The organism is Egibacter rhizosphaerae, assembly GCF_004322855.1.
GTDB classification, from domain to species: Bacteria; Actinomycetota; Nitriliruptoria; order Euzebyales; family Egibacteraceae; genus Egibacter; species Egibacter rhizosphaerae.
In genome coordinates this window covers 551336-568379 of sequence record NZ_CP036402.1, presented here as the reverse complement: position 1 = coordinate 568379, position 17044 = coordinate 551336, and the positions used below count along the sequence as shown (strand labels likewise).

15 protein-coding genes are annotated in these 17044 nt (G+C 70.3%); 14 read left to right on the top strand and 1 reads right to left on the bottom strand.

Going from position 1 to position 17044, the window contains the following annotated elements; all coding sequences use genetic code 11:
• Window positions 1-52 precede the first annotated feature (52 nt).
• From ER308_RS02610 to ER308_RS02590, 5 genes are all read left to right on the top strand, one after another.
• The gene (locus ER308_RS02610) at window positions 53-721 is read left to right on the top strand and encodes a tripartite tricarboxylate transporter TctB family protein (protein WP_131153563.1); all 669 of its coding nucleotides are present in this window, start codon (window positions 53-55) and stop codon (window positions 719-721) included.
• 74 nt (window positions 722-795) lie between these two features.
• Window positions 796-2313, top strand: a complete 1518-nt coding sequence (locus ER308_RS02605) for a tripartite tricarboxylate transporter permease (RefSeq protein ID WP_131153562.1) — start codon at window positions 796-798, stop codon at window positions 2311-2313.
• A gap of 52 nt (window positions 2314-2365) precedes the next feature.
• Window positions 2366-3322 carry an aldo/keto reductase gene (locus ER308_RS02600; protein WP_205745860.1) on the top strand — a complete coding sequence of 319 codons (957 nt, stop codon included), beginning with the start codon at window positions 2366-2368 and terminating at the stop codon, window positions 3320-3322.
• Window positions 3319-4110: an SDR family NAD(P)-dependent oxidoreductase gene (locus tag ER308_RS02595; RefSeq protein WP_131153560.1), complete on the top strand. Its 792-nt coding sequence runs from the start codon at window positions 3319-3321 to the stop codon at window positions 4108-4110. Before ER308_RS02600 ends, ER308_RS02595 begins: the two co-directional genes overlap by 4 nt.
• 88 nt (window positions 4111-4198) lie before the next feature.
• Entirely contained in the window at window positions 4199-5278 is a 1080-nt protein-coding gene (locus ER308_RS02590; protein WP_165491763.1) for a zinc-dependent alcohol dehydrogenase, read from the top strand.
• A 131-nt stretch (window positions 5279-5409) separates the two neighbouring features.
• Here the strand turns inward: ER308_RS02590 and ER308_RS02585 are convergent, their stop codons facing one another.
• A complete protein-coding gene (locus ER308_RS02585) occupies window positions 5410-6192 on the bottom strand; it encodes an IclR family transcriptional regulator (protein ID WP_131153558.1) in 783 nt (260 codons plus the stop codon).
• A gap of 158 nt (window positions 6193-6350) precedes the next feature.
• Between ER308_RS02585 and ER308_RS02580 the strand changes: the two genes are divergently transcribed.
• The 9 genes from ER308_RS02580 (at window position 6351) to ER308_RS02540 (ending at window position 16964) form a co-directional block, all read left to right on the top strand.
• On the top strand, window positions 6351-7250 hold the full coding sequence (locus ER308_RS02580; protein WP_131153557.1) for a fumarylacetoacetate hydrolase family protein: 900 nt from the start codon (window positions 6351-6353) through the stop codon (window positions 7248-7250).
• 2 nt (window positions 7251-7252) lie between these two features.
• Window positions 7253-8122, top strand: coding sequence for a fumarylacetoacetate hydrolase family protein (locus tag ER308_RS02575; protein ID WP_131153556.1), 870 nt, complete (start codon window positions 7253-7255; stop codon window positions 8120-8122).
• Window positions 8119-9411 carry an enolase C-terminal domain-like protein gene (locus ER308_RS02570; RefSeq protein WP_131153555.1) on the top strand — a complete coding sequence of 431 codons (1293 nt, stop codon included), beginning with the start codon at window positions 8119-8121 and terminating at the stop codon, window positions 9409-9411. Before ER308_RS02575 ends, ER308_RS02570 begins: the two co-directional genes overlap by 4 nt.
• A gap of 150 nt (window positions 9412-9561) precedes the next feature.
• The gene (gene ilvD, locus ER308_RS02565; protein ID WP_131153554.1) at window positions 9562-11277 is read left to right on the top strand and encodes a dihydroxy-acid dehydratase; all 1716 of its coding nucleotides are present in this window, start codon (window positions 9562-9564) and stop codon (window positions 11275-11277) included.
• A 33-nt stretch (window positions 11278-11310) separates the two neighbouring features.
• Complete coding sequence (locus ER308_RS02560) at window positions 11311-12072, top strand: FadR/GntR family transcriptional regulator (protein WP_131153553.1); 762 nt, start codon at window positions 11311-11313, stop codon at window positions 12070-12072.
• 376 nt (window positions 12073-12448) lie between these two features.
• Window positions 12449-13918: an NAD-dependent succinate-semialdehyde dehydrogenase gene (locus ER308_RS02555; protein ID WP_131153552.1), complete on the top strand. Its 1470-nt coding sequence runs from the start codon at window positions 12449-12451 to the stop codon at window positions 13916-13918.
• Window positions 13915-14982 carry an Ldh family oxidoreductase gene (locus ER308_RS02550; protein ID WP_131153551.1) on the top strand — a complete coding sequence of 356 codons (1068 nt, stop codon included), beginning with the start codon at window positions 13915-13917 and terminating at the stop codon, window positions 14980-14982. Before ER308_RS02555 ends, ER308_RS02550 begins: the two co-directional genes overlap by 4 nt.
• A 1-nt stretch (window position 14983) precedes the next feature.
• Window positions 14984-16213: an iron-containing alcohol dehydrogenase gene (locus ER308_RS02545; protein WP_131153550.1), complete on the top strand. Its 1230-nt coding sequence runs from the start codon at window positions 14984-14986 to the stop codon at window positions 16211-16213.
• Window positions 16214-16694: 481 nt separating this feature from the next.
• Window positions 16695-16964: a hypothetical protein gene (locus ER308_RS02540; RefSeq protein ID WP_131153549.1), complete on the top strand. Its 270-nt coding sequence runs from the start codon at window positions 16695-16697 to the stop codon at window positions 16962-16964.
• Window positions 16965-17044 lie beyond the last annotated feature (80 nt).

The window sequence follows — 17044 nt, the reverse complement described above, 5'->3', positions numbered from 1 at the left end:
CACCCCGATCTCGTCCTAACCACGACCTCACGCGGCACACACGAGGTGGAACATGTCAGAGGCTTCGCAGCGCCCAGGGTTCGGCCAACGGCTACGCCGCTACGCGAACGTCCCGGACGCGCTCTTCGGGTCGGGCTTCGTGGCGCTGGGCACGTGGATGGCGCAGCACTCGCTCGTCCAATGGGGGGTCGTGACCGAGGACGGTCGCCTCGAACCGGGTGGAATGCCGTTCCTTGCCGGCTCCCTGCTCGCCGTTCTCGGGCTCGGCGTGATCCTGACCTCGCTGAGGCCCGGGGGGAAGCCACGGACGGATGAGGCAGCGGAGGCGAGGAACGAGCCTGCGCCCGCCGACAAGGTGGCAGTCGCCTCGGGCACCGCGCACGGGCGTGCCCTCGAGGGGCGCGATGGGGAGGCGAGCGCCGAGGAGCACGAGGTCGAAGTCGCGAGCCAGCACCTGGACAGCGGCGCCGATGCGGACACGCATACCGACCGTCCGACTCGCGCGCTCGCCGTGTTCGGGATCACCGTCGCCGCCGTCGTGGTGGCGGAGTGGATGGGTCTCCTGCCGGCGCTCGGTCTGATGATGGTCGCGATGCTCGTGTTCATGGAGCGCGTGGCCCCCTGGGTGGCGGTCGTCATCGCGGTGGTCGTGAGCATCGTCGCCCATCTCATCTTCGTGGAGTTCCTCAACGTCCCGCTGCCCGAGCCGCCGTTCCTGTGAGGCGACGCCAGCGCCCGCACCGCCGCGTCGCGTCGGCCTGCCAGCGTTGCGTGTAGCGAGGGGAGATCCGCACCGTGGACACGCTCACGCTCGTCATCGAGGGGTTTCAGACCGCCGTCTCCCCCGAGAACCTGCTCTTCTGCCTTCTCGGGGTCATGCTCGGCACGGTCATCGGCATGATGCCGGGGCTCGGCTCGGCGACCGGTGTTGCGATCCTGCTGCCCGCGACCGTCGCGCTCGAGCCCGTGACGGCGCTCATCATGCTGGCCGGGATCTACTACGGCTGCCAGTACGGCGCCACGATCAGCGCCGTCCTGATCGCGACGCCGGGCGACCCGGCGTCGGTCGTCACGATGTTCGACGGCTACCCGATGGCGCAGGCAGGGAAGGCGGCGAAGGCGCTCGCGGCCGCGGCGATCGCGTCGTTCATCGCCGGCACGATCAGCATTGTGTTGCTGATGGCGGCCGCACCGGCCTTCTTGACCATCGCGCTGCAGTTCGGCGCCCCGGAGATGACCTCGCTCATCCTGTTGGGGATGCTGAGCGTCGCCGGCTTCACGGCGAAGAATCCCTTCAAGGGATTGAGCATGGGGGCGCTCGGCTTGGCGATCGCCACGGTCGGGATCGACTCCCAGTCCGGTGTGGGGCGGTTCACCTTCGATCAGATCGAACTGTTCGGTGGGTTCGGCTTCATCGAGATCGTCATCGGCCTGTTCGCGATCGCGGAGGTGATGCGCCAGGTCGGCCGCGGGGGCGCGCGGCCGATCAAGACCCGGTTCCGCGACATGAAGCTCACCCGTCAGGAGTTCGCCGAGACCGCGAAGCCGGCGATCCGGCAGGGCTTCCTCGGGTTCTTCATCGGCGCGTTGCCGGGCGCCGGCGCGACGCTCGCGGCCTTCTTCGGCTACGAGACGGAGCGCCGTCTCTCGAAGCGCCCCGAGCGGTTCGGACGGGGGGAGATCTCGGGGGTCGCCGGGCCGGAGGGCGCGAACAACGCGGCGACGAACGGCGCCTTCGTGCCCACCCTCACCCTGGGGATCCCCGGCTCCGGGACGACCGCGATCCTGCTGGGCGCCTTCCTCATCTTCGGACTCCGGCCCGGGCCGCTGTTGATGGTCGAACAGCCCGACCTCGCCTGGGGCCTGATGGCGTCGTTCTGGATCGGGAACCTCTTCCTGCTCGCCCTCAACCTCCCGCTCGCGCCCGCCTTCGCGTCGATCCTCCGCATCCCCTACAAGTACCTGTTCCCGGTCATCGTGATGTTGGCGCTGCTGGGCGCCTTCGCGATCGAGAACCGCATGTGGGGGGTTTGGATCGCCTGCGCGTTCGGGCTGCTCGGCTATCTGATGAACCGCTACGGCTTCCCGCCGGCGCCACTGATTCTCGGCCTCGTGCTCGGCCCCGAGATGGAGAGTCAGCTCTCCCGGAGTCTGTCGATCAGCTGGGGTGACCCGATGATCTTCCTCGCGCGGCCGATCTCGGCGGTGTTGCTCGCGCTCGGCTTCGTGCTCCTGCTCGCGCCGACGGTCACGCGGGTGATCCGCAGCCGGGTCAGGTGGCGTGCCGGCGAAAACGTACCCGTGGGGCGGTGACTGAGCCCATGTCCCGAACGGGTCGATGGTTCGATCGCGTAGGAGGTCGACGGTGAATCCGGTGGTGGCCGAGGGCGGACTCTCCGCCCTCTCACTCGGAACGATGACGTTCGGCGAGCAAGTCGACGAGGCGGAAGCCGCACGCATGGTGGCCTCGGCACGGGAGGCCGGGATCACCATGTTCGACACCGCCGACGCTTACCGCGCCGGGCGTTCGGAGGAGATCCTCGGCAAGTGCCTGGTGGGCATCCGTGACGAGGTGCTCGTCGCCTCGAAGGTCGGTCTGCAGGCCTCGAACGACCCCGAGGACCGGGGCCTGCGGCCGGAGCGCATCCGGCGACGGATCCGCGCCAGTCTGGCGCGGCTCGGTACCGACTATCTCGACGTCTACTGTCTACACGCCCCGGATCGCATAGTGCCGCTCGAGGAGTCGCTCGGAGCGTTGACCGAACTCGTCGACGAGGGGCTCGTCCGCTGGGCTGGGGTCTCGAACCACGCCGCGTGGCAGATCGCGGAAATGCGCTGCCTGAGCACATGGCGCGGAGACGCCCGGATCGAGCTGTCCCAGGTCTTGTACAACGTGCTCGCCCGACGCCTCGAGGACGAGTACGCGGAGTACGCGACGACCACCGGCCTCGCGAGCGTGGTGTACAACCCGCTCGCCGGCGGCCTCCTCACGGGGAAGCACACCCGGGACGAGGTCCCGGCTGAGGGGCGATTCAGCGGATCGCGCTACCGGGAGCGCTACTGGAACGACACCCAGTTCGACGGTGTTGCCCGACTACACGAGATCGCCGCGGCGGCGGGCCTGTCGTTGACCGAACTCGCGATCCGATGGCTGCGGTCGCGGACGGTGGTCGATTCGGTGCTCGTGGGCGCGTCGAGCGTCGAACAGCTGGAGGGGAACCTCGCGGCCGGCGCCGCCGGCCCACTGCCAGCCGATGTCGTCGACGCGTGCGACGAGGTCTGGCAGACCGTCGGCGGTGCGGCGCCTGGGTACAACCGATGACCGCCTCGCCCAGCGCCACCCCGCACCCCTGGGATCTGCACGGGCGCGCCGCCCTCGTCACCGGGGGCGCGCAAGGGCTGGGACGCGGGATCGCCGACGCGCTCGCCGGCGCGGGCGTGCACGTGGTGGTCACGGCCCGCCGTCGCGAGCGGGTCGAGGAGGCGGCCGAGCAGATTCGGGCCGCGGGAGGCGCGGCGACACCGCTGCCTTGGGACCTCTCGATGCCCGCGGAAGCCCCCGCCCTCGTGGACGCCGCGGCGTCCGCGGCCGGCGTCGAGGCAGTGGACACGCTCGTCCACGCGGCGGGCATCCAGGTCCGCAAGCCGGTCGACAGCCTCACCCTCGAGGAGTTCGACGAGGTTCACACCGTGCACCTCCGCTCGGCCTTCACCCTGAGCCAAACCGTCGGGGCCCGATTGCGCGAGCGCGGCCTCCCCGGGTCGGTGGTGTTGATGGGCTCGCTGACCAGCCACCTCGGAATCCCGCATACCGCGGCGTACGGGAGCGCGAAGTCCGGCGTGCTGGGCCTCGCGCGCAGCCTCGCGGTCGAGTGGGCGGCTCACGATATCCGTTGCAACGTGATCGTTCCCGGATACTTCCACACGGAGCTGACCGACGGACTGTTCCAGGACCCTGACCGGCGCGACTGGGTCGAGAGCCGGATCCCGATGGGCCGGCTCGGGCGCGCCGACGATCTCGGGGGCCTCGCGCTGCTGCTGGCCTCCGATGCGGGGAGCTACATCACCGGACAGGCGATCGCGGTCGACGGCGGATGGCTCGCGGCGTGATCGGCGGCTGGTCGCGGAATGCCCACCGGTCGAGCGCGAGAGTGCGTGTACCGGGTGCCGGCGTCGCGAGCGGAACGGAGACAGCTTGATGGAGGCGTTCGGAAAGCTCGCGCCCGAGGCGTGGAACCTCGGCCGACGTGACGTGGCGGAACCGCGGCCGAGTGCAGGGGACGCGCTCGTCCGTGTCGCTGCCTGCGGGATCTGCGGGAGCGATCTTCATGCCGCCGCGTCCGACCCGGGGTTCGAATGGATCTCGCCCCCGGTGACGCTGGGGCACGAGTTCGCGGGTGTCGTCGAGGCCGTCGGTCCGGAGGCCTCGGGCATCGAGGCCGGCCAACACGTGGTCGCGACCTCCATCCAAGGCTGTCTGCGGTGTGACACGTGTCGAGCGGGCACGACGAACCTCTGCGCCGATCGTCGGATCGTGGGGCTCAGCTACGACGGGGGGCTCGCCGAGCTGACGGTGCTGCCGGCTGCCCAGCTGGTACCGCTGCCGGCGGACCTGCCCCTGCGCACGGCCGCCTTGGTGGAGCCGCTGTCGGTCGCCGTACGGGCGACGCGCGTGCACACGCGGATCGTGCCGGGTGACCGTGTGGTGGTCAGCGGCCCGGGACCGATCGGGCTGTTCTCGGCACAACTGGCTGCTCGCGCCGGGGCGGAGGTCGTGGTTCTCGGGGTCGAGCAGGATCGCTCCCGCCGCCTCGCGCTCGCGGAACGCTTCGGCCTCCGGACGGCGACCGTCGGCGAGGGGATCGATACGAGGGTCAGCGAGGCGCTTGACGGGCCCCCGGACGGCTGGATCGAGGCGTCGGGAGCTGGGGCGGCGCTGCTGGACGCACTCTCGACGGTCCGGAGGGGCGGGGCCCTGACGCTCGTCGCCCTCTACGGCGGCGAGGTCGCGGTCAACCCGACTTTCGCGGTACGCCGCGAGCTGACGTTCAGTTGTAGCTATGCCTCGGTGCGGGAGGACTACGTGCGCGCGGTCAATCTCTTGCGACGCGGCGCGATCGAGATCGACGGCCTCGCTGATCCGTTCCCTCTGGGGCGGGCGCACGACGCGTTCGAAGCGGCGCGCTCGGGAGAGGTCGTCAAGCCGTTGGTCGTCGTTGATGACGCCCTCGCTCGGGGGCAGCCGGTGGACACGAACACCACCGCGCCACTGGCCTGACCCGCAGCGGTAGGTGATCTATAGTGAACGGTTGCCATCATGTTGGACGGACGGACCCAGCGCGTCGGCCTCGTTGTCACGGCACCTGGCATCGTGACGGAGCCGCGTTGAGGCTCGCCGGACACGCGGGCCTATTCGCGCCCTCCCCCCATCCGACCGCGGAGCTCGCTCGCGACGCCTCTGAGCTGCGCGACCACGCGTTCCACCTGCGTGGCGGTGGCCAGGGATTGCACGAGGGTGAAGCTGATCGCGGCCTTTCCTCCTTGGTAGCCGGGCGCGTCGACGACGGTGGCGGCGCAGAAGATCTCGTCGGCGGTTTCGCCTTCGTCGAAGGCCACCCCACGAGCACGGACCTGGCCGAGCTCGCCGAGCAGAGCTTCGACCTCGGCGATGGACTTGGGCGTCAGCCGCGACAAGCCCCCGCTCGCCTCGACGCGTGCCCGCACCCCTTCATCGCTCAATTCGGCGAGGAGCGCCTTGCCGACAGCGGTGCAGTTCGCGGGGAGCGAGCGCCCGATCTCCGACTGGAGGCGCACGGGCCGCGAGCCGTGCCTGCGTGCGAGATAGATCACGTTGAGGCCATCGAGGATCGCGAGCTGCACGGTTTCCTCGATGTGGTCGCCGAACTGGTCGCAGACGTCGTAGAACTCCTGGACGAGATCGATGCTGGAGAGGTAGGCGGTGCCGTACTCGACGAGCTTCGGCCCGAGGGCGTAGCCGCTCCGTGTTCGACGCAGAACCCCGGCGTCCGCGAGCACGTTGCAGACGTTGAACACGGAGCTCTTGGGGGCACCGAGCTCGCGGGCGAGGCTGGACGAGCCGAGGGGGCCGCCCTGATGACGGGTCAGCACGTCCAGGATCGCTGCGGCACGCTCCACGGCGGGAGCGGGGGACCGGTGCTCCTTGGTGCTCATCGTCGACGTCCAGCGGGATGTCGGAAACGGCGGCCGGTGAACCGGGGCCGGTCCCGGCGGTGCTGCCCGGTCGAATCCCGAACGTTCATTCTAGTGACAGCGATTCGCCCATGTGGATCAGCGGCCACCGACTGACGAGGACTGACGAGGGAGGACGCATGCGTCTCGTCCGCCACGGCGAACCCGGCCGGGAACGACCCGGCGTGCTGCTCGACGACGACACCATCGTGGACGTGGGCGCACGTCTGGGGGATCCCGGGACGGCGCTGCTCACCGCGGGGGGGCTCGCTGACGTGCGCGCCCTCGTCGAGTCGCGAGCCGATCTTCCGCGGCTCGAGCGCTCGGAAGCCCGCCTGGGGCCCCCGATCCCACGGCCGCCGAAGGTCATCGGGATCGGTCTGAACTATGCCGACCATGCCCGGGAAAGCGGGATGCAGACGCCGCCGGAGCCGATCGCGTTCGGGAAGGCGCCCAACGCGCTCACTGGTCCCACCGACGTGGTCTGGCTGCCTCCGGACTCGGACCGGTGCGACTGGGAGGTGGAGCTGGGCGTCGTCATCGGGCAGCACGCGCGTCGTCTCCCGGACGAGGCCGCCGCGTACGAGGCGATCGCCGGCTGGTGCATCTCCAACGACCTCACCGAGCGCGCTCACCAGTTCGAGCACGGGGGGCAGTGGATCAAGGGGAAGTCGCACGAGACGTTCAATCCTCTCGGCCCGTGGCTCGTGACCAAGGAGGAGCTCCGGGGGGATCTGCGGTTGACCACCCGGGTCTCCGGCGACCTGGTCCAGGACGGTACGACCGCGGACATGATCTTCCCACCGACCGAGCTGGTCAGGTACCTCAGCTGGTTCATGACCCTGGAGCCGGGCGACCTCGTGTCGACCGGCACCCCCGCGGGGGTCGGGATGGGCCAGAATCCCCCGCGCTTCCTTCGCGACGGCGACGTCCTCGAGACGGCGATCACCGGCCTCGGTGAGCAACGCAACCTTTGCCACGAGATTCAGCTGCCGGCAGGCGAGACGAACCCGCTCCAACAGCCCGCGACGACGAGGTGACGATGGCCGCGCTATGGAGAGTCCACACCCCGCAAGGTGAACGTCTCGCACGGGGACCGGCGGCGTCGGGTCCGAAGGAGCTCCTCGCGCCCGACCTGGGCGTCGACGACCTCCTGCGGGGCGAGGCGAGTCTCGCCGGACTCGACGAGCTCCCGGCCCACGGGACGCTGACCTCGGACGCCTCGGTGCTCGCTCCGCTGGGCGGACAGGACGTCTGGGCCGCGGGGGTGACCTACCTCCGCTCTCGCGATGCGCGCCTCGAGGAGTCCGACCAGCTCGACGCGTACGATCGGGTCTACGACGCCGAACGGCCCGAGATTTTCTTCAAGGCCGCCGCCGACCGCGTGCGTGGGCCGGGAGAACCGGTCGGGGTCCGGTCCGACTCGGAGTGGGACGTTCCCGAGCCCGAGCTCGGGGTCGTTGCCGACGCAACCGGCTCGATCGTCGCCTACGTGATCGGGAACGACGTCTCCTCGCGCAGTATCGAGGGGGAGAACCCGCTTTACCTGCCCCAAGCGAAGGTCTACACGGGGAGCTGTGCGATCGGCCCGTGCTTGGTGCCCCTTGCCGAAGCTCCCCCGTGGTACGAGCTGGAGATCTCGTTGCGCGTCAACCGCGACGGACGGGCCGTATTCGACGACACGGTGCAAGTCCGCGAGCTGAAGCGCTCACCGCAGGAGCTCGTCTCGTGGCTGTTCGCGGGGATGGACTTCCCGGTCGGCGTGGTGCTGCTCACGGGCACCGCCATCGTTCCGCCGAGCGGCTTCACCCTGAGCCCCGGCGACGAGGTGCGGATCGCGATCCACGGGCTCGGTGCGCTCGAGAACCCCGTCGAGCAGGTCGGGACCACCAGGGAGCGGGTGCGTCCATGAGGATCACCAGCGTCACTCCGGAGGACATCCGGTTCCCGACTTCCCGCAACCTCGACGGCTCCGATGCGATGAACCCCGCGCCCGACTACTCGCTCACCTACGTCGTGCTCGGGACCGACGAGGGGACCGAAGGCCACGGGTTCACCTTCACCATCGGCCGCGGCAACGAGCTCTGCGTCGCCGCGGTCAACTCCCTCGCCCACCTCGTCCTGGATCTCGACGTCGACGAGGCGTTCGCCGAGCCGGCCGCCACCTGGCGCCGGATCGTCGGTGACAGCCAGCTGCGGTGGCTCGGACCCGAGAAGGGGGTGATCCACCTCGCCGGCGCCGCGCTCGTGAACGCGCTGTGGGACCTCCGGGCACGCCAGCTCGGCAAGCCGCTGTGGAAGCTCCTCTCCGACCTCAGCCCCGAGCAGCTCGTCGACTGCGTCGATTTCCGCCATCTTCAGGACGTCCTGGATCGTGACGCGGCCCTCGACCTGCTCCGCAAGGCCGAGCCCGCTCGTGCGGAACGGGAGCGGGAGCTCCAGCGTTCGGGCATCCCTGCGTACACGACGTCGGCCGGATGGCTCGGCTATCCCGAGGAGGAGGTACGCCGGCGGGTCAGGGCTGGCCTCGAGGAGGGGTGGCGGCACTTCAAGCTCAAGGTCGGCAGGGAGCTCGAGGACGACCGCCGCCGCGTCGCCACCGTTCGAGAGGAGATCGGACCGGACGGGGTGCTGATGCTCGATGCCAACCAGGTCTGGGAGGTTCCGGTCGCAATCGAGTGGGTGAACGCCGTCGCGGACTTCTCGCCTCTCTGGATCGAGGAGCCGACGAGCCCCGACGACGTGCGCGGCCACGCCCGGATCGCCGAGGGCATCGCCCCGGTCGGCGTGGCGACCGGTGAGCATGTCCACAACCGGGTCATGTTCAAGCAGTTCCTCGAGGCCGGCGCCATGGCGTACTGCCAGCTCGACGCGTGCCGACTCGGTGGCGTGAACGAGGCGATCGCGGTCATCCTGCTCGCCCGACGGTTCGACGTTCCGATCTGTCCGCACGCGGGGGGTGTGGGCCTGAGCGAGTACGTCCAGCACCTCGCCATGTTCGACCACGTCGCGGTTTCGGGAGCCCGCGACGACCGTCTCGTCGAGTACGTGGACCACCTGCACGAGCACTTCGTCGATCCCGTTCGGGTGGAGGGCGCACGCTACCTGCCACCGGCGCGCGCGGGGTACAGCGCCGAGCTGGACGCCGCATCCCGTCGCGCGTACCGCTTTCCCGAGGGGAGCGCATGGAGGGCCCGGTGACCCGGCACAGTCTCCCACCCTGTGGACTGATGGTCTAGATTCAGACCATAGGTCGCCCTCCGATCGGCCGACGCTCGAAGGGAAGGTTCGCCGAACGGGAGGGCGCGGTTCGAATCGCTGGTCGTCACCGCGTCGAGAGAGGGGATCGAGATGTCAGCAGACCGAGCGTCCGCGGAGCGTCCGCGCTCTCACGAGGTGACGACCGGTGCTCGGCGTGCGCCGGCCCGCGCGATGCTGCGGGCCGTGGGGATGACCGACGAGGATCTCGGGCGTCCGCAGGTCGGTGTGGCCTCGTCGTGGAACGAGGTGACGCCGTGCAACCTCTCGTTGCGCCGCTTGGCCGACGCGGCGAAGGCCGGTGTCCGCGGGGCGGGCGGCTTCCCCATGGAGTTCGGCACGATCTCCGTGTCCGACGCGATCAGCATGGGGCACGAGGGAATGCGGGCATCGCTGGTCTCGCGGGAGGTCATCGCCGACTCCGTCGAGACGGTGATGCACGCGGAGCGCATGGACGCGATGGTCACCCTCGCGGGGTGCGACAAGTCGCTGCCCGGGATGGTGATGGCCGCATGCCGCCTCGACGTGCCCGCGGTCTTCGTCTACGCCGGCGCGACGTTCCCGGGCTCCCTGGACGGTGACGAGCTGGACATCAAGGACGTGTTCGAGGCCGTCGGCGCCCATGCGGCCGGGTCGATCGACGACGACCGGTTGGCGGCGGTGGAGCGGTCGGCGTGCCCGGGTGAGGGCGCGTGCGGTGGGATGTACACCGCCAACACGATGGCGTCCGCGATCGAGGCGCTCGGGTTGAGCCTGCCCGGCTCGGCCTCCCCCCCGGCGCCGGACCCTCGGCGCGACACCGCAGCCGCCTCGTCGGGTGAGGCCATCCTCACGCTCCTCGAGCAGGGGTGGCGGACCCGGGACATCGTCACTCGGCAGGCTCTGGAGAACGCCATCGCCGTGGTGATGGCGATCGGGGGGTCGACGAACGCGGTGCTCCACCTGCTCGCGATCGCCGAGGAGGCCCGAGTCGAGCTGCGGCTCGAGGATTTCGACCGGGTCGGGCGACAAGTGCCCCACCTCGTCGACAGCCGGCCGAGCGGTCGTTTCCTGATGACCGACCTCGACCGGGTCGGCGGCGTCCCCGTCGTGATGCAGGAGCTGCTCGAGAACGACTTGCTCCACGGCGACGCGATGACCGTCACGGGCCGAACGGTCGCGGAGAACCTCGAGGAGGCGTCCCCCCCGAGACCTGATGGTGAGGTCGTGCGGGACCTCAACACGCCGCTGCACGATGACGGTGGGTTGGCGATCCTGCGCGGCTCACTGGCGCCGGGGGGCGCCGTCGTGAAGGTCGCCGGCCTTCCGGGCGACGCGCAACTCGAACGGGAGGTGTTCGTGGGCACCGCGCGCGTCTTCGACGGCGAGCAGGACGCGATGACGTACACGCTCGAGGGCCGCCTCGAACCGGGTGACGTCGTCGTGATCCGCTACGAGGGCCCCCGCGGAGGACCGGGCATGCCCGAGATGCTCGCAGTGACCGGGGCGATCAAGGGGGTTGGCCGGGGATCCGACGTCGCGTTGCTGACCGACGGGCGCTTCTCCGGCGCGACGCACGGGCTGTCGATCGGCCACGTCGCCCCCGAGGCCGTCGACGGCGGTCCGATTGCGCTCGTACGAGACGGGGACACCGTGGAGATCGACGTCCCCGGACGGCGATTGGATCTCCGGATGGACGAGGCGACGCTCGAACAGCGACGCCGGGAGCTCAAGCACCCCGAAGCGCGCTACACGACGGGCGTGCTCGCGAAGTATGCGGCGTTGGTGGGGAGCGCGGAGCGCGGCGCCATCACCACGGCGGGTCCGTGATGGCCGCCCAAGGAACGACCGAAGGACGTGTGGATGCAGGAGTCATCGGGTGAGTTGCAGCTCAGCCCCGTAACCCGCCGCCGGGCGTACCAGGAGGTGGTCGCGCAGATCCAGCGCGAGATCCTCGCCGGGCGGTTGCGGTCGGGGGATCGGTTGCCCGGGGAACGTCAGCTGGCGGAGCGTCTCGGCGTGAGTCGGGCGTCGGTCCGCGAAGCCCTCAGGGTGCTCGAGGCGCTCGACCTCGTCCGGTCCCGCACGGGCACCGGCCCGGACTCGGGGAGCATCATCGTGCAGCAAGCCGGTGGAGGCCCGAGCAGGGACCTCGAGGCCGGTGGGAGCCTGGGCGGCGTCCTCTTGATGCACACCGCCCTCGAGCACTTCGCGCTCGAGGAGATGGTCGAGGCTCGGGTGGCCCTCGAGGCGCTCAGCGTCCGGCGCGCGGCCACGGAGACGACCGCCGACCACCTCGAGGTGCTCGAGGACCTCGTCGTCGCGATGGAGGCGCCCGGGGTCGATCCCGAGCCGTTCATGCGGCTCGACACGGACTATCACCTCGCGCTGGCCGGGGCCTGTGGAAACCGCGTCGTCGCCTACGTGATGCGGTCCCTCCGTTCGGCGATCGACCACTGGATGCACCGGATGTTCGAGCACAACGAGAACTGGTCCGAGTTGCGAGCCGAGGTCGCCGCGGAGCACCGCTCGATTCTCGAGTTGGTCCGGGTGGGTGACGGGGACACGGCCGCCTACGAGGTCGAGGCGCACGTCCGGAAGGCGCACGAGCGGCTCAAGGCATGACCAGCCGCAGGCCTGCCGGGTCTTCGTCGTTGTCGATGACGGCCACGGGTGGGAATGCGGCCGCCGGCAGATTCGCGCCTCGGGGATGGCGCGCCGCGACCGTGGTGACGGCCGATCGTGCGGCGGAACTCGATGTCGACGTCGTGGTGGTCGCCCCCCACCCGAAGCTTGCCGGCGGAGGAGGGCCCCCGCGCGCGTCGCTGCCCTCGTTCGCGAACACGCCCCCTTGCCTGGCCGCCTGACGACGCGTACCGTTCCGGATTAAGGTCTGACCATAAGTCCATTGTTATGGCCTGGGTGTAGTGGTGGTGGTTGCGGGTGGGTGCCCGCGGAGCCGGAAGCGTCACCCGCGGGAGCGGATCAAGGAGCACGGCCGATGACTACGATCGAGGATCCGACCAGGGCGCTGGAGCCGGCTCATCGCCGCCTGCGCATCGGCGACGTTTGGCTGGCGGCGTCGAGCGGCATGACGTTCGGTGTCGAGGACCCGGCCACCGGCGACGTGATCGCCGAGGTCGCCGACGGCGGCGAGGCCGACGCGCGCGCCGCCCTCGCCGCCGCGGAGCAGGTGCGAGCGGTCTGGGAGCGCACCGCGCCGCGGGCGCGGAGCGAGCTGCTCTACCGCGTCTACGAAGTGCTGCTCGAGCGACGCGACGAGCTCGCGGCGCTCATGACCGCGGAGATGGGCAAGCCGCTCGCCGATTCGCGTGGTGAGATCGGATACGCCGCCGAGTTCTTTCGGTGGTTCGCGGAGGAGGCGGTGCGGCTCGAGGGCCGCTATTCGACCGCCCCCAGCGGGGACTTCCGCATCGTGACCGTTCCGAAGCCGGTCGGTCCGAGCGTCCTCGTCACGCCGTGGAACTTCCCGATGGCCATGGGGGCGCGCAAGATCGCCCCGGCGCTCGCCGCTGGTTGCCCCACCGTGACGAAACCGGCCCGGCAGACGCCGCTCTCGATGCTCGCGCTGGCACGCATCCTCGAGGAATGCGGGGCGCCGGCCGGGACCGTGAACATCGTGACGACGACAAGCTCCGGACCCGTCGTGGGTGCGCTGCTCGCCGACGACCGCACGCGCAAGCTCTCGTTCACCGGCTCGACGGAGGTCGGACGCGGCCTGCTCGAGAAGGCGGCGCCGAACATTCTGCGGACGTCCATGGAGCTCGGGGGCAACGCCCCCTTCATCGTGTGTGACGACGCGGACCTCGACCCCGCGGTCGAAGGCGCCATGCTCGCCAAGATGCGGAACATGGGCGAGGCGTGCACGGCCGCGAACCGGTTCTATGCCAGCACCGCCATCGCCGACGAGTTCGCCGAGCGGCTCGCCGAGCGGATGCGCGCCTTGACCGTCGGCCACGGCCTCGAGGACGGGGTCGACGTGGGGCCGTTGATCGATGAGCCAGCGGTCGCCAAGGTCGAAGACCTCGTCGAGGACGCGACCCGCCGCGGCGCCGAGGTTCTCACCGGGGGGGAACGGCCCTCCGAGCGTGGCTACTTCTACGCGCCCACGGTCCTGTCGCGTGTCCCGGCGGACGCCGAGCTCGCCAGCACGGAGATCTTCGGCCCGGTCGCCCCCGTCGGCACGTTCGACTCGGATGACGAGGTGATCGCCCGGGCGAACGACACCGAGCACGGCCTTGTTGCCTATGTCTACACCCAGGACATCGACCGCGCCCTGCGTTTCGCCGAGGAGCTCGAGACTGGGATGCTCGGCATCAACCGTGGCCTCGTGTCCGACCCCGCGGCTCCGTTCGGGGGCGTGAAGCACTCCGGGCTCGGACGCGAGGGCTCGCATGAGGGCCTGGACGAGTACGTGGAGTACACCTACGCGGCGGTGTCCCGGCGATGAGCGAGTCGGGCGTGCGTTGGGTCGAGGTCGACGAACACGTCGGCCTGGTCACCGACATCCTGACCGGGCTCGGCGCGCCGGAGGAGGCTGCGCGATGGCAGGCCCAGGTCCTGCTCGAGGGCGATCTCCGGGGCCACCCTTCGCATGGTCTCCGCCGTATCGAGGTCCTCGCCGGTCGGATCCGCCGCGGTCTCGCCGTGCCCGACGCGAAACCCCGTCTCGAGTGGCGCACGCCGGCCGCGCTGGCCGTCGATGGCCAGCGGGGGCTCGGGCCCCCGACAGCCGCTCGAGCGGTCGACGCGCTCCTGGAACGGCTCGTCGACACCGGCGTCGCAGTGGCCGCCATCCGCGACACCAACCACCTCGGGATGCTCGCGCCGTACGTCGAGCGTCTCGCGGCCGACGGCGTGGTGGGCCTCGCCACGACGACGAGCGAAGCCCTCGTTCACCCGTGGGGGGGAATCCCGGCGATGGTCGGTACGAACCCCCTGGCGGTTGCTGTGCCCTCAGAGGAGGAGCCGGTCGTGCTCGACATGGCGACGGGCGAAGTCTCGATGGGCAAGGTGCTCGACCACGAGGCACGGGGTGAGCCGTTGCCCCAAGGATCGGTGGTCGATGCGCGCGGCGTCCCGACGTCCGACCCGGCGGAGGCGGTGAAAGGCGCGATCAGTCCCTTCGGGGGCGCGAAGGGGTACGCGCTCGCGGTGACGTTGGAGGTGCTTGTCGCCTCGCTCACCGGTACGGCACTCGGACGCGACGTACGCGGGACTCTCGACGCGACCGATCACTGCAACAAAGGCGACGTGCTGCTCGCGATCGATCCGGCCGCGTTCGGTCAGGACGACCGCGGACCACTTCAGCGCTTCGTGGAGGAGCTGCGCTCGTGCCCGGTGGCCCCGGGGCACGAACGGGTGACCGTCCCAGGGGACCGTGCGCGGGAGCGGCGCCGCGCCTGCCTCGGACAGGGAGCAGTGCCGATCGCCGAGGTGACGTGGGAACGAGCCGTGGCGTGGGCCACGGAGGTCGGCGCCTCTCCGGGGGTGCCACGAGGAGAGGAGCCCTGACGTGCTCGAAACGGTCCGCAGTCCCCGACAGGTGATCGTCGGCGAGGGCACCGCCGAGCACGTTCCCGCGCTGTGCGTGCAACTTGGTCGGCGGGTGCTCGTTGTCACCGACCGCGTCCTCGTCGAGCAGCCGTCCGTGCAGCACGTCCTCGGTGCGGTCGAGGAGGTCGCCGAACACGTCTCGGTGTTCTCGGAGGCCACCGCCGAGGTGCCGCTCGCCGACGTCGATGCCGCGGTGGCCGTCGCGGAGGACGCGCGTGCGGACGTCGTGCTCGCCCTGGGGGGCGGCAGCGTCATCGATCTCGCCAAGATCGTCGCGTGCGTGCAGACCCACGGCGGAGAACCCGCCGACTACTACGGCGAGTGCCGGGTCCCCGGGCCGGTGACCCCGCTCGTCGCCGTCCCGACCACGTCGGGCACCGGATCGGAGGTCTCGCCCGTCTCGGTCCTCACCGACCCCAACCTCGAACTCAAGGTCGGAGTGTCGAGCCCACACCTCGTGGCGGAGTTCGCTGTCGCCGACCCGGAGCTCACCGTGAGCTGCCCGCCGTCGGTGACCGCCCACGCGGGAGCCGATGCCTTCTGCCACTGCGTCGAGGCGTTCACTGCACGAGCCCGCCCACGGAAGAGCAAGGATCTGGTCGACGGCGTCTTCCTCGGTCGGAACGACGTTGCCGACGACTTCGCCGTGCGGGGTGTTCGCCTCATCGCCGAAAGCCTGCGCCCCGCGGTGCGCGACGGGAGCGATCTCCGAGCGCGGTCGGCGATGTCCCAGGCGGCGATCTGGGGTGGGCTCGCCTTCTCACACGCTGGAACGGCCTGTCCCCATGCCCTCCAGTACCCCCTCGGCAGCGCGACGCAGACGCCCCACGGCTTGGGGGTGGGGTTGCTGCTTCCCTACGTCCTCTCGGCGGTACGTGACACCGTCGCCGACCGGCTCGCCGCACTCGCCGGCGTGGTCGGCCTCGACGCGGCCAGCCGATCCGAGAACGAGGCAGCCACCGCCTTCATCGAGTGGGTCGGGGAGCTCATGGACGACATCGGCATCCCGAGTTCGCTGGCTGAGCTCGGCGTCGCACGCGAGGACGTGCGCACGCTCGCCGAGAAGGCCTCCGGCGTGCACCGCTTGTTGCAGAACCACCCGGGGGCGACCGATGGTGACACCCTCGAGGCGATCCTGGACGCGGCATGGCTGGGCGATCGGGAGCGGGCGGGGGTCGCAGCGCGCTGAACTGCCGCCCGTCGGCGCCGACACGTTCGGCGATCAAGGCGGGGCCACGTCGGTGGCACCGTCCAAGGGAGCACTCCACGCGTTCTCCGTCGTGCCGGGACCCCCGGGCCTCCCGCCGGGCTGGTGGGCGTTCACGGCGGCGCGTGCCCGGCGGTGACCTGAAAGGCCCGAAGGGCCGTCGGACTTTGACGGTATCGCGGTGACGTCGGCGTGCTTCTGATCCTCCCTACTCGTGTGGTCGAGGCTCATGCGTGCGCCGCGGGCGCGTCTCCGCTGATGATCCAAGGCATTCGGGGGTTGGGCCTTGACATGTGTACTGACCACCGCCAAGGTCTGACCACATCGGGTCCGCAGGTCGGACCCGAGTTTGGTTCCGCTGGGGCCGCTGGACGTGCAAGCCCGCTCTGAACGCACAGGGGTGACGGAACGACGCCACCCGGGAGCGCGAGGCGGGAGCCGAGCACCGAAAGAGGGAGAGGCAATGAGCCGACTGCTGAGTCGCCTGATCTTGCTCATCGGCGCGCTCGGAGCGCTGACGCTGGTCATCGCCGCGTGTGCGCCTGAGGAGTCCGACGATGTCCGGGCCGAGGAAGACCCTGGCGTCGACGAGGAGTCCGCCGAGGATGAGGATCTCGACGACGCCGATGACAACGACGCTTACGATGACGACGACCCTGACAAAGCCACGGATGATAACGAACTCACCATCTTAACTGCGGATGGCCTCTTACGCCATGGTCATAACGCATAAACTCGGCCCGCCTCCTATAACGGTGGGAGACCAGAATTGGAGGGTTGGCAACCCGTGGTCGCGCATCGGCGCGGCGGGGC